This is a genomic window from Nocardia sp. NPDC055050 (assembly GCF_053608345.1).
In genome coordinates, this window is record NZ_JBSGVG010000023.1 from 50,991 (window position 1) to 70,874 (window position 19,884).

Here is a 19,884-nt window from a genome sequence, read left to right on the forward strand (position 1 = left end):
GCCTGCCGAAAGGAACGCAGATGAACGGCATTCTGGTCGCGCTCGTCGGAGCGCTGTTGTGCTTCTACGGGATTCGCTCGGTCCACCTGGGCTTGCTCGCGATCGGGTTCGGTCTCGGCTGGCTGATCGCGGACCTGTTCAACGCGAGCTTCTGGTGGCTGTTGCTGGCCGCGCTGATCGGCGCGGTGTCGGTCTGGGTGGTCACCTCGCTGGTGTTCCGTTTCGCCTCCTATTTCATCGGCGGTCTGACCGGTGTGATGATCGGCACCAAGCTGGCGACGGTGTTGCAGCCCGGCGACAAGAACGTCGCCCTGAGCATGATCGTCGCGCTCGCGGTGGGCGTGTCAGGCGCGTTCCTGGCACAGAAGTTCCGGGCCCGCGCACTGCTGTGGTTGACCTCGATCGGCGGCGCGAGCATGATCTGCAGCGGTGTCGCGCTGTTCAGCGACTCGCTGTCGTTCCTGCGCGACCCCGAGCCCGGCTGGCAGCAGGTCACCGCCACCCTGGCCTGGGTGGGTCTGTCGATCCTCGGCTGGATCACCCAGCGCCACCTGTTCGCCGAGAAGCTCGGCATCCAGCACCTGGTCGGTGACGACGACGAGCCGGACATGAGCGACCGCAACGGCGGCTGGCCCACGAGGTGACCAGCCGGCGGGAGACACCACCGGCTGGTCGAACCCGGATCAGTGGGCGGTGCCGCCCGTGGCCGGGGTGCGGCCGTGCTTCATCACCAGGGCGAGGGTGAGGGCGACGGCCGAGGCCGCCGCGCAGACCCAGAAGCCCAGTTGGTAGCCACGATCACCGAACAGGTCGGGCAGCGGGGTGGCCGGTTGAGCCTGTCCGCCGACGCTCACCAGGGCGCTCATGCCGTTGCTGTGCAGGAAGGCAGTGACGATCGCGAGACCGATCGCGACACCCATGGACTGCATCACGCCGAGCATGCCCATGCTGACGCCCTGCTGTTCCTGCGGAACCGCCTCGACCAGCAGGATCGGCATACAGGCGTAGTACATACCGAAGCCGATGCTGAAGATCGAGTTCACGATCAGGAAGTTGGTGGCGGTCAGCGGCAGGACCGCGAACGCTACGGCCGCTGCGGCGAAGATGACCAGTGCCGCGACGAGCGGCAGCCGGGCACCGACCCGCCTGGCCAGCAGGCCCGCGACCGCGCCGAAGATCATCGTGACGACCGAACCGAGCAGCGCGATCCGGACGGCGAACTCGAGCAGGGTGTATCCACTGCCGTAGGTATAGCCGGGATCGAGGGTTACCTGCACGGCCTCGATCGGCAGCGCCTGACCCGTCAGCTGCTGGATCTGGGCCAGGGTGCCCTGCGCGACACCGTCGACGACGGTCGACTCCGGCGGGGTCTGGGACATGTAGGCGATGGCGTAGGACACGATGCCGATCTGCAGGGACGCGAAGAGCGCACCGGCGAGGACCAGCGCCACGCGCGGATGGAACAGCAGCTGCATGTCCATGATCGGTGTGGTGGCCCGCTTTTCGACGAGAACGAACAGCACGAGCAGCACGAGGCCCGCGATCAGCCAGGCCAGCGTGGTCGGCTTCGACCAACCCCAGTCGTGGCCCTTGTCGACGTAGATCAGGGTGAGTGCGGCACCACCGGCGAGCAGCGCGGCGCCGACGATGTCGATGCGCTCGGACACGCGGAGTTTGGACTCGGGCACGATGAACCACACCAGCGGCAGCATCACCACAGTGAATGCCCCCAGTACCCAGAAGATCGCACGCCAGCTGTGGTTGTCGACGAGGTAGCCGCCCAGCAGCGGGCCCGCGATGGAGGCGACGCCGAAGCCGGTCGCGGTGAGACCCAGCGCGAGCGGAACCATCTTGCGCGGCATCAGGTCCCGGATGAGGCCGTAGGCGATCACCGCGGTCGCGATGGCGGTGGCTTGCAGGCAGCGACCGAACAGGAACACACCCCAGTTCGAGGTGGTCGCGTCGAGTACGCAGCCGATCACGAACAGGGCGCCGCAGATGAGGAACATCCGCTTCTTGCCCCAGACATCACTCATCTTGCCGATCAACGGAGACGCGGCCGCGCCGATCAATCCGAAAACGATGATGGCCCAGTTGATGTTGGCGCCGACGCCGGGGAAGCTCGGGGCGATCTTCTGTAGCGCTGCCGCGACGATCGTGTACTGCATGGGTGCGATCTCGGAGAAGAGAACGATCACCGCTAGCACCGTGAAAATTCGTGCGCGCGAGGCGCCTTCGAGCCTTCCGGTGTCGTTGTCGGGCTGGATGGTGCTGGTGGACATGGCCACGCTCCGTTGTTCGAGCTGATAGAGATTTCGAGCTGGTAGATCCGCACGGCGAGCAGGGTTGTGCTCACGATCGTGGACGTTAGGTCCGTCCAGGGCAGGAGGAGCTCGGCCACGCCCCTTCTGCAGACAGTTGCAGACCCCGCACGCGGACCAGCACGGCGACGTACGCTTCCAACGATGATCGACCCGACTCATGCCGCGAGGCCGACCTCATGACCGAGGTCGGGCGCGCGCTGCGGGCCGCGCGCACGGCGGCGGGCCTGAGCCTGCAGGCGATGGCCGCGCGGACGAACTATTCGAAGCCATACCTGGGCCAGCTCGAAACCGGCGTGCGGATGGTGCGAGCCGAGCATGTCGCCGCGTACGAGTCCGTGCTGCACACGTCACTGTGGGACTTGCACGACCGGCTCGCCGTCGAATCGGTCGGCGTCGCGCGAGACCTGCCCGCCCAGTTGGCGCCGCTGCTGTCGTTGTTGCCCGACGCGGACCTGCCCGCGCAGTTCAGGCAATTGTTGCGGCAGCCGCCGCCGACCCGTTCGCGCGACGGGTTCGCGCCCGAGGACGTCGACGCGGCCGAGGAGCTGGCGCGGTGGGCTCGCGCCAGACAGTGGGACGACGAGTCACCGGCGCGAGCGCCGGTGACCGCTTGGTTGGCGATGAACATTCCTCGGTTACGACGCCTGTCGCCGGGAACCTCGAATGCGCCTGCGCTGCTCATCGGTGCCGAATTGGCCGATATCGCGGCCACCATGAGCTGGGATGTGGAGGACAACCGGGCCGCGCGGCGCTACTTCGTCACCGCCGCGCGGCTGGCGCACGCCGCCGGCGACCCGGCGCTGACCGGCGCCGTCCTCGCTGAGACAACCTGGCAGTGCCTCGACAACGGCTGCCCCGCGGAGGGGCTGGAGATCGTCCAGCTCGCGCAGTACATCGCGCGCCGCACCGCGACGCCACATCTGCGGTCGATCCTCGCCGAACTCGAGGCCTGCGCGCACGGCATCCTCGGTGACCGGGCCGCTTGCCTGCGGGCCAGCATCGTCGCCGCCGAATGTCGGGCAGAGGCGAACGAAGTGGTACGTGAGCCGGTCCCGGGCGATACCAGTCTCGCCGCCGTCGCGTTCAGCATGGTGCTCGGCCCACGCCGCGATTGGCCCGGTCCCGGTCGGCAGTCCCAATTACTCGGTCCGACCTACCGGGACCTTGCCGTCACCCGCCCGGATCTGGTTCGCACCGCCTCGGCCCATATTCGAGCACCGCGGCTCGACAGCTTCATCCCGGCCGCGATGGCATTGATCTTCTCGGCCAGACTCCAACTGATGCTCCGCGAACCAGAGCAGGCCGCCGCACAGATCGAGCAGGCACTGGCGACGCACGGGGCCGAGATGCCTGCCCGCACTACCGCCCGCCTGCGCGACTTCCATTACGAAGCAGCCGAATTCGCCGCGGTTCCCGCCGTGCGCGGGGTCCGTACGACCATCGCCGAACTGGCCACTCACCGTTGAGTTGCGGCGATGGCGCGCTCACTCGCGTTGCCGCCACTGCCGGGGGCTGACTCCATACCTGGCACTGAACCACCGCGAGAAGTTGCTCACCGACGAAAAGCCGAGCAGGTCACCTACTTCGGTGAGGGAGTGGCGGCGGTTGGCCACCATCCGCTCGGCCAGTGCCCCGCGGATCTCGTCGACCATCGAGGTGAACGTCGTGCCGTCCTGGGCGAGCTTGCGGTGGACCGTGCGCCGGTCGACCCCGAGGCTGCGCGCCACCTGTTCGACGGTGCACCGGCCCGTCGGCAACAGCAGTTCGACGAGTTCGCGGACCCGGTCGGCGACCGTGGCCTCCCGCGAGGGCGCCATCGCGCCGAGTAACTGCTGCGTGTAGGCGTGCAGCAGCGGGTCGGCCATCGCGTTCTCCGCGTCGAGATCGCTGCTGTAGGTGAGGATTCCGTCGAAATCCTGATCGAACTCGACATGCGGGCCGAACATCTTGAGGTAGGTGGTGCTCTCGCGCGGGGCGGGGTGGGAGAAGCACACCTGCATCGGCCGCCAGGTGGGTCCGACGAAACCGCGGAGCAATCCGTGCAGCACCCCGGTGGTGAGTTCGACGGCCTGCCGCACGGGCACCGCTCGGCCGACGTCCACGCTCACCCGAATGGTGGCCATGCCGTTCGCCTCGATGACCTCGGTGTGCAGCGCCTCGTTGTACATGTGCTCGTGGCGCGACAGCAACCGCAGCGCGCTGCGCACGTCCGGTTCCTCGCGGATGACCAGGCTCAACGGGCCGAGGTTGGAGAAGCGGCGCAGCTGCGCCAATCGCACACCGAAGTCCTCGCGGCCGGATTCGGCGGCCGAGCGTTCCAGTAGCTCGGCGACGGCTTCGGCCGGAATCCAGCGGTCCTGCGTGCCGAAACCGGCTGGGTCGAGTCCGCAATCGCGGATCAGCCGGGCCGGTTCGAGCCCGAGCGAGCGCGCCAGTTCGACGTAGTCGTTCAGTGACGCGTACCTGGACAACGGCTTCATCCGACATCCTCCTCGCTGTCCCGAAATGAATAGTTTTCTGTCCCGTGAGGGCAAATATCTCGGTGTGACCCACCCTACAGTTAGCTGCATCACACAGGAGGAGATGGCAGTGGCACACGCAATTCGATTCGCTGAAACCGGTGGTCCCGACGTGATGCGGTGGGAGTCCACCGAGGTCGGTGAGCCGGGGCCGGGCCAGGTCCGGATCCGGCACGAGGCGGTCGGTCTCAACTTCGCCGACACGTATTTCCGCACCGGTCTGTACCCGGCGGCGTTGCCTGCGGGCCTCGGCGTGGAGGGGGCGGGCGTCATCGAAGCCGTCGGCCCCGGCGTCGATTTCGCGCCCGGTGACCGCGTCACCTACACCGGCAGCCCGCTCGGCGCGTACAGCACCGAACGGATCATGCCCGCCGAGCACCTGATCGCCCTGCCCGATGCCATCGCGTTCGACACCGCGGCCGCGACCACCATGCGCGGCCTGACCACCGCCTACCTGTTGCGCCGCATCCATCCGCTGCGTGCGGGCGACACGGTGCTCCTGCACGCGGCGGCGGGTGGGGTCGGTCAGCTGTTCACCCAGTGGGCGAAACTGCTCGGGGTCAGTGTGATCGGCACCGTCTCCAGCGAGGAGAAGGCGGCGGTCGCCCGCGCCAACGGCTGCGACCATGTGGTGATCTACACCCGCGAGGACGTCGCGACCCGGGTCCGTGAAATCACCGACGGCGCGGGCGTTCCCGTGGTCTACGACAGCATCGGCAAGACCACCTACCAGTCCTCGATCGCCTCCCTCGCCCGGCGCGGGCTGCTGGTGTGCTTCGGCACCGCCTCGGGTCCGGTGCCGCCGATCGAGCCGATGCAGCTGGCCGTGAAGGGCTCGCTGTACGTCACCCGGCCCGCGCTCGCGGACTACATCGCCGACCCGGCCGAACGCGCCGAACTGGCCGGTGAACTGCACGACCACCTCACCGCGGGGCGCCTGCGGGTCGAGATCAATCAGCGCTACGAACTCCCGAACGCCGTCCAGGCCCATCGCGACCTCGAAGCGGGCCGCAGCGTCGGCGCGTCGGTCTTCGCGATCTGACGCGCCCACCGGAAAGGAACAAGCCAATGACCGTTCGAACCGCGATCCACGCGGTGCCGCTGACCGCGACCATCGGCGCGCAACTGCACGGGGTGAGCCTCGCCGAGGCCGCCGTCGACGACGCCCTGTTCGCCGAACTGCGCACCCTGCTGCTGCGCCACAAGGTGCTCTTCGTCCGCGACCAGGACATCACCCGCGCCGAACACGTCGCCCTCGCTGAACGTTTCGGCCCGCTCGAGGACCACCCGGCCCTCGGCAGCGATCCCGACCACCCTGGTCTCGTCCGCATCTACAAGGACCTCGACAGTGCGCCCGAGCACTACGAGAACGCCTACCACTGCGATGCCACCTGGCGGGTCAATCCGCCGATGGGCGCCGTGCTGCGCTGCGTGGAAACGCCGCCCGTCGGCGGCGACACCATCTGGGTGAACATGGTCGAGGCGTACAAGCGGCTGCCGCAGTCGGTGAAATCCCAGATCGCGCATCTGCGGGCCCGGCACAGTATCGAGGCGAGTTTCGGCGCTGCGCTCACCGAGGAGAAGCGGCTCGCCCTGCACGAGCGTTTCCCCGATGCCGAACATCCGGTGGTGCGCATTCACCCGGACACCGGCGAGGACATTCTGTTCGTCAATTCCTTCACGACGCATCTGGTCAATTACCACACGCCGGAGAACATCCGATTCGGCGCCGACTACGCGCCGGGCGCGAGCGAACTGCTCAATTACCTGATGCGCCAGGCGAGTATCCCCGAATACCAGGTGCGCTGGCGCTGGACCGAGAACAGCTTCGCGATCTGGGACAACCGGTGCACCCAGCACTACGCGGTCCAGGACTACTGGCCTGCCGTCCGCAAGATGGAACGTGCCGGGATCGTCGGCGACCGTCCCTTCTGACATTCCCTTTTTCGATAACCCCCGCAATTCCGATCGGAGTACCCCCATGCATTTTCACGACGACGCACTGTTCCCGGAGAACCAGGAAAAGCTGGTCATCACCGTCGCACCGTACGGCCCGGAATGGGAACTCGACGACTTCCGCGACGACCTGCCGCTGACCATGGACGAGCACGTCCAGGCGGCCGTGGACTGCTACGAAGCCGGCGCCACCGTGCTGCACATCCATGTGCGTGAACTCGATGGCAAGGGCTCCAAGCGCCTGTCGAAGTTCAACGAGCTGCTCGGCCGCCTGCGCGAGGCCGTGCCGGACATGATCCTGCAGGTGGGCGGCTCGATCTCGTTCTCGCCCGAAGGTGAAGGCGCCGACGCGAAATGGCTCACCGACGACGCCCGGCACATGCTGGCCGAGCTCGATCCCAAGCCCGATCAGGTCACCATCGCGATCAACACCAGTCAGATGAACATCGTCGAGCTGATGACCGAGGACGACATCGCGGGCACCTCCTTCGAGCGGCCCGAGGTGTACGAGGCCTATCGCGAGATGTTCGTCCCTGCGGGTCCGACCTGGGTCGCCGAACACCTGAAGCGATTGCAGGCCAACGGCATTCAGCCGCACTTCCAGCTGTCGAGCATCCCGCAGCTCGAGACCGTGGAGCGGCTGATCCGGCGCGGCGTCTACACCGGCCCGCTCATGCTCACCTGGGTCGGCATCGGCGGCGGCTTCGACGGGCCGAACCCCTACAACATGATGGAGTTCATCCGTCGCACCCCCGACGGTGCCGTGCTCACCCTGGAGACGCTGATGCGCAGCGTGCTGCCGGTGAACACGATGGCCATCGCCATGGGCCTGCACGCGCGCTGCGGCAACGAGGACACCCTGTGGGGTCGCAAGGGCGAGAAGATGACCTCGGTCCAGCAGGTCCAGCAGCTGGTCCGGATCGCCGGTGAGCTCGGCCGTGAGGTCGCCACCGGCAAGGAAGCGCGCGAGATCTACAAACTCGACGAGCACTACGCCGACGCCGACGAGACGCTCGCCAAGCTCGGGTTCGCCCCGAATCGCCAGCCGGGCCAGGTCGGGTTCACCCACCACGCCTGACCCTTCCCCTTCTCGACAACCCGGTGGACGTCAGCGACGACGTCCACCGGTTCGCAGGAGCACCCATGGACCTCACCACCACCGCCGCGAAGCCCGCGCCGGCGCCGAGCCGTTCCTCGACCATTCGCCGCAACTATCCCTGGCTGGTGTTCGCACTGGCTTTCGGCCTGCTACTGGCCGACTACATGTCCCGACAAGTGTTGAGCGCGGTCTTTCCGTTCCTGAAAACCGAATGGACGCTGTCGGATTCGCAGTTGGCGTCGCTGAGCAGTGTGGTCGCGCTGATGGTCGGGTTGCTCACCCTGCCGCTGTCGGTGCTGGCCGACCGGTGGGGCCGGGTCAAGAGCCTGGTGCTGATGGCCGTGGTGTGGAGTATCGCGACGCTGGTGTGCGCACTGGCCGACAACTATCCGCAGATGCTGGCCGCGCGTTTCTTCGTCGGCGTCGGGGAGGCCGCCTACGGCAGCGTCGGCATCGCGCTGGTGCTCAGCGTGTTCGCCGCGCGGCGGCATGCCGCGCTGAGCGGCGCGTTCATGGCCGGTGGTTCGTTCGGATCGGTGCTCGGTGTCGCCGCGGGTGGCGTGATCGCCGTGCACCTGGGGTGGCGGTGGTCGTTCGCGACGATGGCGGTGTTCGGGCTCGTGCTGGCCGTGGCGTTCTGGGTGGTGGTCAAGGAGCAGCGCAACGCCGAACACGCGGCCGAACCCACTCCCGAAGTCGCCTTCCGTGCGCCGATTTCGACCCTGTTCACCAATCCGGCGGTGCTGTGCGCCTATGTGGGCAGCGGGTTGCAGATGTTCACCGCCGCGGTGCTGCTGTCGTGGATGCCCAGCTTCTTCAACCGCTACTACGGGCTGGCCCCGGACCGGGCCGCGGGTCTGGCGGCCGTGATCGTGACACTCGTCGGCACCGGCATGGTGGTGTGCGGGGTGATCACCGACCGGGTCGGGCGTTCGGAGATGGCCCGCAAGTGGACCACCGCGATCGTGTTCTGCCTGACCTCGCTCGTCACCCTCGGCATCGGATTCAGCCTGAGTACCGGTGCGCCGCAACTGATTCTGCTCGGCATCGGCGCGTTCTTCGCCGGCGGCTCGGCCGGTCCCACCGTCGCCATGGTCGCCAACCTCACCCACCCTTCGGTTCGCGCTTCGGCGTTCGGCACCCTCACCCTCGCCAACAGTCTGCTCGGACTGGCGCTGGGCCCGTTCGTCGTCGGCGTGCTCGCCGATCATCTCGGGCTGCGGGACGCGCTGCGCATCACCCCGGTCGTGTCGGTGCTCGCCATCGCCGCCCTGCTCCTCGGCCGCCGGATGTACCCGATCGGTCTGCGCAAGCTCGCCTCCGTCCATGCGTCGGCTCCGCACTGATCCCGTCGAAAAGGATTACCGCACAAATGAATTCCCTCCCCGAACCCACCGTCGTGATCGTGCCCGGTCTGCGCGACCATGTCGCCGGCCACTGGCAGACGCTGCTCGCCGACACCCTCGACAAGGTGGCGATCGTGCCGCCGCTCGAGCGCGACGGGCTGAGCCTGGCCGCGCGGGTCGCCACACTCGAGGCAGTGCTCGCCGAGATCGACGGCCCTGTCGTCCTGGTCGCGCACAGCGCGGGCGTGATGATCACCGTCCACTGGGCTCAGCAGTCCGACCGGCCGGTGCGCGGCGCGCTGCTCGCGACACCGCCCGACTTCGAAACCCCGCTGCCACCGGGCTATCCGACCGCCGAGGAACTGGCGGCCAACGGCTGGACACCGATCCCGCGGCGGCAGTTGCCGTTCCCGAGCATCGTGGCCGCGAGCAGCACCGATCCCTTGGCCACGACGCGTCGCGTCGCGGGCCTGGCCGAGGTGTGGGGGAGCAGGCTGGTCGACCTCGGCGACGTCGGCCATCTGAATCCGGCGGCGGGCTACGGTCCGTGGCCGCGCGCCCAGGAACTGCTCGACGAACTCCTCGACCTCACCGGGGAGCTCACCCGATGACAACCGTGTTCGCCACGGCCGCCGCGGCGGTCGCCGATATCGGGTCCGGATCCTCGCTCGCCGTCGGCGGTTTCGGGGTGTGCGGCATTCCCGACGCACTCGTCGCCGCACTGGCGGCGGGCACGGCCGACGAGCTGGAGATCTTCTCGAACAACTGCGGCACCGACAGTCATGGGCTGGGGATCTTGCTGGCGCAGAAGCGTATCCGTCGGATCACCGCGTCCTATGTGGGGGAGAACGCCGAGTTCGCGCGCCAGTATCTGTCCGGTGAACTGGAAGTCGAACTGACACCGCAGGGCACCCTCGCCGAGAAGCTGCGCGCGGGCGGGACCGGGATTCCGGCCTTCTTCACCGCGGCGGGTGTCGGGACGCCGGTATCCGACGGGGGATTGCCGTGGCGATACCGGTCCGACGGGTCCGTCGCGATCTCCTCGCCCGCCAAAGAGGTCCGCACCTTCCATGGTCGCCGGTTCGTGCTCGAGGAATCCATCACCGCCGACTACGCGCTCGTGCACGCCCTGATCGGCGACACCGACGGAAATCTGGTGTTCAACAAGGCCGCCCGCAATTTCAACCCGCTCGCCGCGATGGCGGGCACGGTGTGTATCGCCCAGGTCGAGACGCTGGTGCCCGCCGGTTCCCTCGATCCGGCGCAGGTGCATCTGCCCGGCGTGTTCGTCGACCGGATCGTGCACACGGGGCCGCAGACCAAACTCATCGAAAGGCGGACCGTGTCATGACCGCATCGACGGTGGCGCTCGGCTGGACGCGTACCGAGATGGCCGCCCGCGCCGCGCGGGAACTACGGTCCGGCGAGTACGTCAACCTCGGTATCGGGCTGCCGACCCTGATCCCCAATTTCCTGCCCGAGGGTGTGGCGGTGACGCTGCATTCGGAGAACGGGATCCTCGGCACCGGTCCCTACCCCCGCGACGACGACGTCGACGCCGACCTGATCAACGCGGGCAAGGAAACCGTCACCGTCGCCGACGGCGCCTCGTTCTTCGATTCGTCGCTCAGTTTCGGCATGATCCGTGGTGGCCACATCGACACCGCGGTCCTCGGCGGCATGCAGGTCTCGGCCGCGGGCGACCTCGCCAACTGGATGGTGCCGGGTCAGCTGGTCAAAGGGATGGGTGGGGCGATGGACCTGGTCCACGGCGCCCGTCGCGTGATCGTGGTGATGACGCACACCGACAAGGCGGGTACCCCGAAAATCGTGCCGACCTGTACCTTGCCGCTCACCGGGGCGGGCGTCGTGCATCGGATCATCACCGACTTGGCTGTCATCGACGTCGAGCCGACGGGTCTGATCCTGCGCGAATGCGCACCGGGCGTGCGCGAGGAACACGTCCGGGCCGTGACCGCGGCGCCGCTCACGTCGGGCTGATCACCTTCTTGCGCTGGTGCCCGTAGACCACCGAGGTGCGGACGTTGGCGAGTTCCGGACGCGTCGTCAGCTTGTCCAGGACCACCCCGTGCAGATGGTCGGTGTCGCGGACGGCCACGTGCACGAGGAAATCGTCGTTGCCGGTGAGCACGAACAGCGAGATCACCTCGGGCATCTGCTCCAGGAACGCCTGGAAGCCCTCGATCACCGCGCGGGTCGGCGGGTGGACGCGCACGGCGATCACGGCCTGCAACCCGCGCCCGATCGCCGCGAGGTCCGCCTCCGCGTGGAACCCGGTCAGGATGCCGCGTTCGCGCAGCGATCTGATCCGCTCCAGACAGGTCGAGGGGGCGATGTCGAGCGCTTGGGCCATGTCGCGATTGGTGCGCCGACCATCCTGTTGGAGCATCCGTACCAACGCCGAATCTAGTTCGTCCACGCTCGCCTCTCTCCATCCATTTCCGAATCTAGTTCGGACTGTACGCATAGCTGCTGACTATGTTGCTAGCGTCTCGCCGGTCAGCTGATTTTCGTTCGGCTGCGATACTTCGGAAAGAGGTGCCTTCCGGTGCGTGAACGAGGGCCGAGCGTGGGGGCGGTGGGCGCGGTGGTCGCGGCCGCACTGTTGTGGAGCAGTTCCTACGCGGTGACGAAAGTGCTGTTGGCCGACCTCGGCCCGCTCAGTATCGGGGCCGCCCGATTCACCATGGCGGCATTGCTGCTCGCCGCGATGGTGCGGCTGGACCGCCACCGCGGCGACCGGCCGGATGCCGGGCAGCGGCGCCTGCTCTACCTGTGCGGATTGCTCGGCATCACCGTCTATTTCGTCCTCGAGAACGTCGGCGTGGATCTGTCCACAGCCTCCGACGCGGCTCTCATCGTGGCGACCTACCCGCTGATGACGATGCTGCTGGAGCTGGCCGTCCTGCGCGTCCGGCTGCCGCCGCTGCGGGTGACGGGCGTGCTGCTGGCCACCGCCGGTGCCGTTCTCGTGGTCCACGACGGTGCCCGGATCGGCGGCAGCGCACGGTGGCTGGGCGACATCATCCTGCTGCTCGGCGGACTGGCCTGGGCGGGCTACAACGTGCTCGGCAAGCGGGCGAGTGCCGGGCACGGCGCCCTGACCGTCACCTACTACCAGACCATGGCGGGGGCGGGCGGATTCCTCCTGATCGCGCTCCTGGAAGCCGACAGCTGGCGCATGCCCGACGTGACCACGTCGTCGCTGCTCGTCTACCTGGCCGTGGCGTGCTCGGTCGGCGGGTTCCTGCTCTACAACTACGGCCTGCGCAGGATGGCGCCGAGCGTCGCGGTGAACATCCTCAACCTGGTCCCGGTCTTCGGCGTGCTCAGCGCCGTGATCATCAACGGCGAACCGTTCCGGCTCGCCCAGGTGGCGGGCGGCGCGGTCATCGTCGCCGGCGTCGCACTGGGTTTGATCGAACGGCAATCGTCCGCCCCGGCCGAGCGGCCCAGCGAAGTCCTGGTTCGCCCCTGAGCTGGTGAAACCCCGGTCAGCGGAGGTCGTCGGGGTGCGGTCCGGTGCCGAACGGGTTCGGCTCGTCCTCGGCGAGGATGCCCACGAAAGGTTCGCCCTCGTCGGCGAAGGTGTACGCGCCGCCTTCGATGCGGTCGATCAGGCCGTGCGTCCAGGCTGCTTCGCTGTCGGCGGAGTGCACCCACATGTTCATGATCTCGCCGATGTGTCCGAGCTGCCCCGGACCCTGCTCCGGCGTGTAGTACTCGGTGACCGAGGCCCGCCACTGCTCGAGGCCGATCATTCGTTGCTTCAGGAGCGCGACGGCCTCGGCGCGCGGTAGGTCGACGATGAAACCGATGGCGGCCGAGATCATGTCCATCTGCTGGTCGTACGAGGTCAGGGCCTCGCGGAGCAGTGTGAGGAACTCCTCGGTGCCCTTGTCGGTGACCTCGTACTCGACGCGGGGCGGACCGCCGGCGGTGCTCGGGGCGACCTCGTGCGCGAGGAGCAGTCCCTGCTTGGCCATCTGCTTGAGCGCGTGGTAGATCGAGCCGGGCTTGGCGTTGGACCATTCGTGCGCGCCCCAGAATTCCAGGTCGTTGCGCACCTGATAACCGTGCGCTCGGCCGTGCTGACGGACCGCGCCGAGGACCAGCAACCGGATCGCTGACATGGACGTCTCCCTTCCGAGCGAGTGCGATCAAAATAGCAGTATTCAAGTTTGACTAACTGAACCGGCCCCGGTACCTTGGCCATCTAGTCAAATTTGATCACTGGTGATGGAGGGTGTTTTGACTGACCACGATCTCTCGATCGTCGTCGAAGGCCTGCGCAAGAAGTACGGGGCGAAGCAGGCCCTCGACGGACTCGATCTCGCTGTTCGGGCCGGTACCGTGCACGCGGTACTCGGCCCGAACGGCGCGGGAAAGACCACGGCCGTGCGCATCATGTCCACGTTGCTCCGGCCCGAGGAAGGGCGGGTCGAGGTGGCGGGCATCGATGTGCGCACGCGAGCCGACGAGGTGCGTTCACGCATCGGCCTGCTCGGCCAGAGCGCGGCTGTCGACGAGGAACTCAGCGGTCGGCAGAACCTGGAGATGTTCGGGCGTCTCTACCACCTGGGCGCGCGGCGCGCGGGTGTCAGGGCCGACGAACTCCTCGCGCGATTCGGTCTCGCGGACACCGGCAAGAAAGCGGTCAAGCAGTACAGCGGCGGTATGCGCCGGCGGCTCGACCTCGCGGCGTCGCTCATCTCCGCACCGCAGGTGCTGTTCCTGGACGAACCCACGACCGGGCTCGATCCCCGCGGTCGCGCCGAGGTGTGGAGTTCGGTGCGCTCCCTGGTCGACGGCGGCACCACCGTGCTGTTGACCACGCAATACCTGGAGGAGGCCGATCAATTGGCCGATCAGATCTCGGTGATCGACCACGGGAAGGTCATCGCGGCGGGCACCGCCGACCAGCTGAAATCCAAGACCGGCGGCGACCGCATCGACGTAGTCCTGCACGACTCCACCCAGCTGGCCCTCGCGGCCGCGCTCATCCCCGGCGAGGCGGTGGTGGACGAGGACCGGCGGATGGTCAGCGCCGCGGTCGGTGACCGGATGGCGGCACTCACCGAGACGGTCCGGGCGCTGGAGACCAACGGCATCGAGGCCGAGGACATCGCGATCAGACGGCCGACACTCGACGAAGTCTTCATGCAGCTGACCAAGGAGGACGCGGCGTGAGCGCGACATATTCGACGAACCGGACCCTGGGCACGGCGCTCACCGATTCCTGGACGATGACCAGGCGCGAGCTGGCGCACTGGGCCCGCCAGCCCGTCCAGGTGGTCGTCGGGCTGGTGTTCCCAGTGATGCTTTTGCTGATGTTCAGCTACCTGATCGGCGGCGGGCGCGGCATCGACGGTGACTTCAAGGACTACCTGGTCCCCGGAATCCTCACCATGACAATGGCCTTCGGTCTCGAGGCGACCATGCTCGCGGTGACCCAGGACCTCGGCAAGGGAGTCATCGATCGATTCCGCTCGATGCCGATGAACTCGGCCGCGGTCCTGGTGGGTCGCAGCGTCGCCGACATGCTGCAGTCGGCGGTCGGGCTGATCGTGATGATCGCGGTCGGGTACGCGATCGGCTGGCGCTGGCACGATGGTGCCGCCTCGTTCCTGGCGGCGGTAGGGCTGTTGTTGCTGTTCCGCTTCGCGATGTTGTGGATCGGCATCTACCTGGCGATGGTCGCGGGCAAGCCCGAGCTGGTGCAGGCGGTGCAGATCCTGGTCTGGCCGATCAGCTTCCTCTCCAATGCCATCGCCTCGCCCGAGTCGATGCCGTCCTGGCTGGGTGCGGTCGTCGAGTGGAACCCGATGTCGGCGACGGCCACGGCGGTGCGCGGTCTGCTGGGCAATCCGGGTGCGGTCGGCGACTCCTGGGCCGGGGCACACGCCGAAATGCTGGCGGTGGTGTGGCCGCTGGCGTTGATCGCGGTGTTCTTCCCGCTGGCAGTGAAGCGGTTCCGGGATCTGAGTCGCTAGCTCAGCGCGGCATCTCGGTGGTCCTGCTCCGCGCGAGCCGGGTAGCCCCATTCTCGGCACGCCGTCCTCAGCGCGTCCGGGATCGTCTCGTCGGTGGGCAGTGGCCGGGCAGGCTGGATGGCGCCGGAGCGGATGGTGTCGCTCCAGTCGCCGATGCCGCGAATGTAGCTGCCGTGGTCGAAACGGCCGTAGTCCAGCATCGAGGGCTGCCACTCGACGTCGAGGAACCGGCACAGGCCGCGCACGGTTTCCTCGGGGCGGTGGGTCAGGTCCTCGTAGCGGATCTCGTGGCCGTCCAGCGTCGCCCTGGCCTCGTTCATCGCCGCGACGAACTCCAGCGTCCGCCGCACCGGGTCGATCTCACGGCGATCCGCCCACGCGCGGCCCAGCGAGTCGGCGATCTGGACCGGGTGGCGCAACAGGAACACGTAGCGGGCGTCGGGCCAGCACGCGGCGATCCGTCGCCAGGTCAGCACGCTGCTCGTCGTCTTGTTGACCATCCGGTCCTTCCCGCTGCGTTCCAGCTCGTGGTGCAGCAGGCGGTCCCAGAGGAGATGTTCGAGCTCACGGATAGTCAGGCCGAGCGCGTCCAGCGAGATACTCGCGTAGCGCTCGGTGATGTCGTCGGCGGCCCACTCCAGTTCCTGGACGGTCAGCAGGTTCAGGTGGAGTTCGTGTGGGGCGTGGATGCGTGCGTGGCTGTCGAGGACCGACCGCAGCAGGGTCGACCCGGATCGGGGCGCGGACAGGATGAAGATCGGCGCGGGTACGAGGCGGTTCGCCGTCGTCTGTTTCACGGGCGTTGGCTCGGTAGCGCAGCGGTGATCAGGCCCCGGCGGATCAGGAGATCGAGGACGTGATCGGCGGATTCGGCGACCGGCTCGGCGGTGGTGTCTATCCGCAGAGCGGGCGACAGCGGTTCCTCGTAGGCCGCGTCGACCCCGGTGAGCTGGGTGAGCTCGCCTCTGGATCGGCGCCCGTACAGGCCCTTGACGTCGCGTTGTGTGCAGGTGGAAAGCGCTGTCGCGACGTGGACTTCGGCGAAGTCGAGGCCGGCGTCGTCGTGGCGCACCCGCATCAGCGCGCGATCGGCGGCGTACGGCGCGATGGCTGCCACGAGAACGAGCACGCCGTGCCCGGCCAGCATCAGCGCGAGGGTGGTGATCCGGCCGAGATTCTGTGTGCGGTTGTCGGGGGAGAGGCCGAGTTCGGGCCACAGCCGCCCGCGCACGTCGTCGCCGTCGAGTACCTCGACCCGATGCCCGGCGGCCGCCACCCGCTGCCGGGTGGCGGCTGCGATGGTGGATTTTCCCGAACTGGGCAGCCCGGTCAGCAGAACTGTCCCGCCCGGTCTGCAGGGCCCGTCATTCATCAGACATTTCTGACAGGGCGAAATTATCTGGGGGTATCGATTGTGCGATCGACGCGTAAACGCCTGCTGCCCAATAGAATTCGTCCTGGCACGATAAGGGAAACGGTGCCACTGATAATGATTCGGCGCATCTCTCGACTAGTTCCCGAAGACGAGACTGCGCAGAACCAGGAACCGCAAACCGCCGACCGCGGCCATGACGGCGATCACCGCACCCGCCTGCGCGACCTCCCCGAGATCCGGCGCCAGGAAATCCAGCCCGGCCAGCGCCGCCGTGCTGATGCCGAGGCCGAGCAGCGCCAGTCCGCCGCCCTCCCACTGCGCGGTGAATCCGCCGACCCTGCTTCCCGCCCGGAAGGTGAGCTGGCGGTGCAATTCGTTGGCGATCACGGTGCTCACCATCGACCCGGCGACATTGGCGACCAGTGGACCGCTGTCGTGCATGGTCATGAACAACAGCACATAGGCGATGTTGCTGGCACCGCCGACCAGAGCGAACCGGATCAGCTGAGCGAGGGCGTGATCGCCGCGCAGGAATCGCAGCACGCGGATGGGGTCGACGTGCGACGCAGAGCCGACCCACGGTGCGTAGGTGCTGGTGGGCAGCATTCCGGGGCGGGTGATCTGCGAGACGGTCATGTTCGTTCCGATCGAGCGTGCGGACCCGGCGGTGCTGCCGGACAACGCTTGTGACTATACGTAGAAGTATACGTATAAACAAGTGTCGCGGCGGCACGACAACCGTGATCGGCAAGATCGGCATTGGCACCCGCGGCACAGTCGGCGGACACTGGAGGAATGGTTGACAGGGAGCAACGCACACCCTTCTACGGGGTGGTGCTGATTCTCGCAGCGTTGGGCGCGTCGATGGCGGTCAGTTACTACGGGCCGACCTGGTTTCGCGTCACCGTCTACATCCTCACGGCGGTGGTAGTCCTGGTCGGCGGTGTCATGACCTTCCGCGACTACTCGCACTGACGCAGCGAAACTCGCGCGTCGCACCCTGGCCTGTCAGGGGGCGTGATGGGTTGTGCTGGTGCAGTATGGGTCCCGGCCAGCTCGCCGGGCTGCACCCGGCCGTACCCGCTGAGGAGTTCGCCGTGGCTTACATCGTGGATTTCGAGACCGTTTCGACCCGGGGATTGGAGTCGTCGCCGGTCGCCGACGCGCTCGCGGGATTGCGGGCGAACGAGGCCAGGTATTTCAAGAACAAATACGATCATGTCTTCACCGTGGAGCCCGCGAGCGAGGCGACATCGGCTGTCGACCGGGTGAGCCGGATACTCGCCGAAGAACGTGACATCGTCATCGCCTCGCGCCCGCTCGAAGCTACCGCTTTCCAGGTCGAGAACATTCGTATGGCCTATGTCTTCTATGAAAGCGGCCTGTCGATCAACGTGATGTACTCGATCGACGATGCGAAGAAGCGGGCGGTCGGGTTCAAGCTCAGCGACGGAATGGAAGTACCCGCCGAGCTCGACTCGTTCAAGTTCGCCCGGCAGAAGTCGAAGCTCGCAGGCACCATTCGCGGTTCCTACTTCGTCATCAAGGGTGAGTACTGACCGGTCCGGCGCTGGATTCATCGTGCGGCAAACCCTGTTGGGAGTGCGGCTGCGGCGAGGACCCTGTGGTGGTTCGAGTATTCCCGCTCGCTGCCGCAAGGAGACTCTCATGACCGTCGAAGCCAGTACCCGACTCAACAACGTGGATATCGACGCCGTCGGTGGTCTCGTGGCGGCTGTTCGAGCCGATCCGGCCAAGGGGCAGACCACCTGGGCGGCGCATGTCGGGTGGAAGGGCGGGTTCGCCTCGGAGGCGCGCGTCCGCAAGTTCGCGCCGATCCCGTCGGACGAGCCGTCGGCGCTCGGCGGCGCCGACACCGCCCCCAACCCCGTCGAACAACTGCTCGCGGCCCTGGGCAACTGCCTCGCGGTCGGCTACGCGGCCAACGCCACGATCGCCGGCATCCGCATCGACGATCTGCGCATCGACGTGAAGGGCGACCTCGACCTGCACGTTTTCCTCGGGCTCGCCCAGGGACACGCCGGCTTCGAGTCCATCACCGCGACAGTGTCGATCGATTCGGACGCTTCCCGGGAGCAGCTCGAGGACCTGCACACGAAGGTGCTGTCCAGCTCGCCGGTGGGGCACACAGTGCGCACCGCGGTGCCCGTCGACATCACCCTCGCCTAGGCGGGGCCTCCCCGCCACGCGCGGCTCCGTCGTTCGAATTCGTTGCACTGTCGAGAATTTCGGCCGTAAACAGAACAGTCCCCGGTAGTCTCCATCGAAACCATGAGCTCAGTCGTCGCTGACAACTCCGGTATTCGATTGGCTTGCCGGGGGCTTAGCCAGATCCTGAAATGTCGTCACTACCGTCGGCGAACGTCTTCGTCGGCAGTGCGGCTCATTCCGGTATTCCGGTGTATATCCAGTCTTCTCCGGATCTGCTCGATGTCAATACCTTCGCGCTGTCGAATATTGCCTGATTTCGAACGTGGTGACGACGGCCGTCGCATTGTGTGGACGGTCTTTTCGGAGGACAGTGGATATGTCCGGTGGCGCCCGCCGGGGCGCCGCCCTTCCTGGAGTAGGAGGTGGCCCGTGTACGCACGTTCCAGCACATTCGCTGCCCAGCGGTCGTCGATCGACCGTGGTATCGCATACCTCCACAATGCGGTGATGCCGAATATGCCCGAAATCGACGGGTGGGTCGGTATGTCACTGATGGTGGACAGGGCGACAGGCCGATGCATCGCCACGACCGCGTGGGAATCGGAGGACGCCCTGCACGACAGCAGGATGCGCGTCCGATCGCTGCGCGACGGTCTGGCCGAAGCGCTCAACGGACAGGTCGAGCACATCGAGGAATGGGAAGTCGCGGTCATGCACCGCGATCACCTGGCCGGCGCGAGTGCCTGCACCCGATGCACCTGGATCCAGGTCGACCCGACGGCAGTCGACTTGGCGATCCACACATTCAAGTCCAGCTTGCTGCCGGAATTCGAGAAGATCGATGGATTCCGCAGCGCCAGCCTGTTCGTCGACCGGGACACCGGCCGAGGGGTGGGATCCACGGTCTGGGCAAGCCGAGAGGAATTGGACAACAGCCGCCCCCTGGTGGATCGCATGCGCGCCGAAGCGGTCCGCACCATGGGAGCCGAGGTCCTCGAGGTGGCGGAGTTCCGACTCGGCTTCGCCCATCTGCGCGTCCCCGAGTTGGTCTGAACGACGAGACATCCGGCCGCGGAGCG

General features: G+C 67.1%; 23 protein-coding genes. 16 read left to right on the top strand and 7 right to left on the bottom strand.

Annotated elements, in window-relative coordinates:
- Nucleotides 1-20 precede the first annotated feature (20 nt).
- Entirely contained in the window at nt 21-644 is a 624-nt protein-coding gene (locus ACWGCN_RS23015) for a DUF4203 domain-containing protein (protein WP_378994651.1), read from the top strand.
- Nucleotides 645-683: 39 nt separating this feature from the next.
- On the opposite strand, the gene ACWGCN_RS23020 is transcribed toward ACWGCN_RS23015, so the two are convergent.
- Nucleotides 684-2,282: an MFS transporter gene (locus tag ACWGCN_RS23020; RefSeq protein WP_452460421.1), complete on the bottom strand. Its 1,599-nt coding sequence runs from the start codon at nt 2,280-2,282 to the stop codon at nt 684-686.
- 218 nt (nt 2,283-2,500) lie between these two features.
- Between ACWGCN_RS23020 and ACWGCN_RS23025 the strand changes: the two genes are divergently transcribed.
- On the top strand, nt 2,501-3,790 hold the full coding sequence (locus ACWGCN_RS23025) for a helix-turn-helix domain-containing protein (RefSeq protein WP_452529097.1): 1,290 nt from the start codon (nt 2,501-2,503) through the stop codon (nt 3,788-3,790).
- Nucleotides 3,791-3,808: 18 nt separating this feature from the next.
- On the opposite strand, the gene ACWGCN_RS23030 is transcribed toward ACWGCN_RS23025, so the two are convergent.
- Nucleotides 3,809-4,804, bottom strand: coding sequence for an AraC family transcriptional regulator (locus tag ACWGCN_RS23030; protein WP_387445303.1), 996 nt, complete (start codon nt 4,802-4,804; stop codon nt 3,809-3,811).
- Nucleotides 4,805-4,913: 109 nt separating this feature from the next.
- On the opposite strand from ACWGCN_RS23030, the gene ACWGCN_RS23035 reads away from it, so the two are divergent.
- The 7 genes from ACWGCN_RS23035 (at nt 4,914) to ACWGCN_RS23065 (ending at nt 11,245) form a co-directional block, all read left to right on the top strand.
- On the top strand, nt 4,914-5,885 hold the full coding sequence (locus ACWGCN_RS23035) for a quinone oxidoreductase family protein (RefSeq protein WP_452458721.1): 972 nt from the start codon (nt 4,914-4,916) through the stop codon (nt 5,883-5,885).
- A 26-nt stretch (nt 5,886-5,911) separates the two neighbouring features.
- Complete coding sequence (locus ACWGCN_RS23040; RefSeq protein WP_387445302.1) at nt 5,912-6,778, top strand: TauD/TfdA dioxygenase family protein; 867 nt, start codon at nt 5,912-5,914, stop codon at nt 6,776-6,778.
- 46 nt (nt 6,779-6,824) lie between these two features.
- Entirely contained in the window at nt 6,825-7,877 is a 1,053-nt protein-coding gene (locus ACWGCN_RS23045; protein WP_387445301.1) for a BKACE family enzyme, read from the top strand.
- A gap of 65 nt (nt 7,878-7,942) precedes the next feature.
- Nucleotides 7,943-9,244 (top strand): MFS transporter, encoded by a 1,302-nt coding sequence (locus ACWGCN_RS23050; RefSeq protein ID WP_387445300.1) that lies wholly within the window; start codon nt 7,943-7,945, stop codon nt 9,242-9,244.
- Nucleotides 9,245-9,270: 26 nt separating this feature from the next.
- Entirely contained in the window at nt 9,271-9,855 is a 585-nt protein-coding gene (locus ACWGCN_RS23055; RefSeq protein WP_452458722.1) for an RBBP9/YdeN family alpha/beta hydrolase, read from the top strand.
- The gene (locus tag ACWGCN_RS23060; RefSeq protein ID WP_452458723.1) at nt 9,852-10,595 is read left to right on the top strand and encodes a CoA transferase subunit A; all 744 of its coding nucleotides are present in this window, start codon (nt 9,852-9,854) and stop codon (nt 10,593-10,595) included. Before ACWGCN_RS23055 ends, ACWGCN_RS23060 begins: the two co-directional genes overlap by 4 nt.
- Nucleotides 10,592-11,245: a CoA transferase subunit B gene (locus ACWGCN_RS23065; RefSeq protein ID WP_452458724.1), complete on the top strand. Its 654-nt coding sequence runs from the start codon at nt 10,592-10,594 to the stop codon at nt 11,243-11,245. The genes ACWGCN_RS23060 and ACWGCN_RS23065 overlap by 4 nt, the downstream gene beginning before the upstream one ends.
- Here ACWGCN_RS23065 and ACWGCN_RS23070 read toward each other — a convergent pair.
- Nucleotides 11,232-11,684, bottom strand: a complete 453-nt coding sequence (locus ACWGCN_RS23070) for an Lrp/AsnC family transcriptional regulator (protein WP_378994618.1) — start codon at nt 11,682-11,684, stop codon at nt 11,232-11,234. The two genes, ACWGCN_RS23065 and ACWGCN_RS23070, sit on opposite strands and share 14 nt — an antisense overlap.
- Before the next feature lie 129 nt (nt 11,685-11,813).
- On the opposite strand from ACWGCN_RS23070, the gene ACWGCN_RS23075 reads away from it, so the two are divergent.
- A complete protein-coding gene (locus tag ACWGCN_RS23075; protein WP_452458725.1) occupies nt 11,814-12,743 on the top strand; it encodes a DMT family transporter in 930 nt (309 codons plus the stop codon).
- Between the two features lie 16 nt (nt 12,744-12,759).
- Here ACWGCN_RS23075 and ACWGCN_RS23080 read toward each other — a convergent pair whose 3' ends face one another.
- Nucleotides 12,760-13,398 carry a PadR family transcriptional regulator gene (locus ACWGCN_RS23080; RefSeq protein ID WP_379312540.1) on the bottom strand — a complete coding sequence of 213 codons (639 nt, stop codon included), beginning with the start codon at nt 13,396-13,398 and terminating at the stop codon, nt 12,760-12,762.
- Between the two features lie 118 nt (nt 13,399-13,516).
- Between ACWGCN_RS23080 and ACWGCN_RS23085 the strand changes: the two genes are divergently transcribed.
- Both ACWGCN_RS23085 and ACWGCN_RS23090 read left to right on the top strand, forming a co-directional pair.
- Entirely contained in the window at nt 13,517-14,455 is a 939-nt protein-coding gene (locus tag ACWGCN_RS23085) for an ATP-binding cassette domain-containing protein (protein WP_378994609.1), read from the top strand.
- Nucleotides 14,452-15,258 (top strand): ABC transporter permease, encoded by an 807-nt coding sequence (locus ACWGCN_RS23090; RefSeq protein ID WP_452458726.1) that lies wholly within the window; start codon nt 14,452-14,454, stop codon nt 15,256-15,258. The genes ACWGCN_RS23085 and ACWGCN_RS23090 overlap by 4 nt, the downstream gene beginning before the upstream one ends.
- On the opposite strand, the gene ACWGCN_RS23095 is transcribed toward ACWGCN_RS23090, so the two are convergent.
- The 3 genes from ACWGCN_RS23095 to ACWGCN_RS23105 all read right to left on the bottom strand — a co-directional run bounded on the left by ACWGCN_RS23095 (nt 15,255) and on the right by ACWGCN_RS23105 (nt 17,269).
- Nucleotides 15,255-16,055, bottom strand: coding sequence for a sulfotransferase family protein (locus tag ACWGCN_RS23095; protein WP_452458727.1), 801 nt, complete (start codon nt 16,053-16,055; stop codon nt 15,255-15,257). The two genes, ACWGCN_RS23090 and ACWGCN_RS23095, sit on opposite strands and share 4 nt — an antisense overlap.
- A complete protein-coding gene (gene cysC, locus ACWGCN_RS23100) occupies nt 16,052-16,630 on the bottom strand; it encodes an adenylyl-sulfate kinase (protein ID WP_452458728.1) in 579 nt (192 codons plus the stop codon). Before cysC ends, ACWGCN_RS23095 begins: the two co-directional genes overlap by 4 nt.
- Nucleotides 16,631-16,768: 138 nt before the next feature.
- Nucleotides 16,769-17,269: a GtrA family protein gene (locus tag ACWGCN_RS23105; protein ID WP_452458729.1), complete on the bottom strand. Its 501-nt coding sequence runs from the start codon at nt 17,267-17,269 to the stop codon at nt 16,769-16,771.
- Between the two features lie 159 nt (nt 17,270-17,428).
- Here ACWGCN_RS23105 and ACWGCN_RS23110 point away from each other — a divergent pair, with 159 nt between their 5' ends.
- From ACWGCN_RS23110 to ACWGCN_RS23125, 4 genes are all read left to right on the top strand, one after another.
- On the top strand, nt 17,429-17,608 hold the full coding sequence (locus tag ACWGCN_RS23110; RefSeq protein ID WP_358068566.1) for a hypothetical protein: 180 nt from the start codon (nt 17,429-17,431) through the stop codon (nt 17,606-17,608).
- Nucleotides 17,609-17,730: 122 nt separating this feature from the next.
- A complete protein-coding gene (locus ACWGCN_RS23115) occupies nt 17,731-18,192 on the top strand; it encodes a phage tail protein (RefSeq protein WP_387445282.1) in 462 nt (153 codons plus the stop codon).
- A 109-nt stretch (nt 18,193-18,301) separates the two neighbouring features.
- Complete coding sequence (locus ACWGCN_RS23120; protein ID WP_378994593.1) at nt 18,302-18,823, top strand: OsmC family protein; 522 nt, start codon at nt 18,302-18,304, stop codon at nt 18,821-18,823.
- A 489-nt stretch (nt 18,824-19,312) separates the two neighbouring features.
- Nucleotides 19,313-19,858 (top strand): hypothetical protein, encoded by a 546-nt coding sequence (locus ACWGCN_RS23125; RefSeq protein ID WP_378994591.1) that lies wholly within the window; start codon nt 19,313-19,315, stop codon nt 19,856-19,858.
- Nucleotides 19,859-19,884: the final 26 nt, after the last annotated feature.

Bases quoted from the DNA above. Each gene is read 5' to 3' on its own strand.
- ACWGCN_RS23105 (WP_452458729.1), bottom strand. From the start codon at position 17,269: ATGACCGTCTCGCAGATCACCCGCCCCGGAATGCTGCCCACCAGCACC.
- ACWGCN_RS23065 (WP_452458724.1), top strand. From the start codon at position 10,592: ATGACCGCATCGACGGTGGCGCTCGGCTGGACGCGTACCGAGATGGCC.
- ACWGCN_RS23055 (WP_452458722.1), top strand. From the start codon at position 9,271: ATGAATTCCCTCCCCGAACCCACCGTCGTGATCGTGCCCGGTCTGCGC.
- ACWGCN_RS23015 (WP_378994651.1), top strand. From the start codon at position 21: ATGAACGGCATTCTGGTCGCGCTCGTCGGAGCGCTGTTGTGCTTCTAC.
- ACWGCN_RS23060 (WP_452458723.1), top strand. From the start codon at position 9,852: ATGACAACCGTGTTCGCCACGGCCGCCGCGGCGGTCGCCGATATCGGG.
- ACWGCN_RS23125 (WP_378994591.1), top strand. From the start codon at position 19,313: ATGCCGAATATGCCCGAAATCGACGGGTGGGTCGGTATGTCACTGATG.
- ACWGCN_RS23020 (WP_452460421.1), bottom strand. From the start codon at position 2,282: ATGTCCACCAGCACCATCCAGCCCGACAACGACACCGGAAGGCTCGAA.
- ACWGCN_RS23050 (WP_387445300.1), top strand. From the start codon at position 7,943: ATGGACCTCACCACCACCGCCGCGAAGCCCGCGCCGGCGCCGAGCCGT.
- ACWGCN_RS23080 (WP_379312540.1), bottom strand. From the start codon at position 13,398: ATGTCAGCGATCCGGTTGCTGGTCCTCGGCGCGGTCCGTCAGCACGGC.
- ACWGCN_RS23030 (WP_387445303.1), bottom strand. From the start codon at position 4,804: ATGAAGCCGTTGTCCAGGTACGCGTCACTGAACGACTACGTCGAACTG.
- ACWGCN_RS23110 (WP_358068566.1), top strand. From the start codon at position 17,429: ATGGTTGACAGGGAGCAACGCACACCCTTCTACGGGGTGGTGCTGATT.
- ACWGCN_RS23040 (WP_387445302.1), top strand. From the start codon at position 5,912: ATGACCGTTCGAACCGCGATCCACGCGGTGCCGCTGACCGCGACCATC.
- ACWGCN_RS23045 (WP_387445301.1), top strand. From the start codon at position 6,825: ATGCATTTTCACGACGACGCACTGTTCCCGGAGAACCAGGAAAAGCTG.
- ACWGCN_RS23025 (WP_452529097.1), top strand. From the start codon at position 2,501: ATGACCGAGGTCGGGCGCGCGCTGCGGGCCGCGCGCACGGCGGCGGGC.
- cysC (WP_452458728.1), bottom strand. From the start codon at position 16,630: ATGAATGACGGGCCCTGCAGACCGGGCGGGACAGTTCTGCTGACCGGG.
- ACWGCN_RS23120 (WP_378994593.1), top strand. From the start codon at position 18,302: ATGACCGTCGAAGCCAGTACCCGACTCAACAACGTGGATATCGACGCC.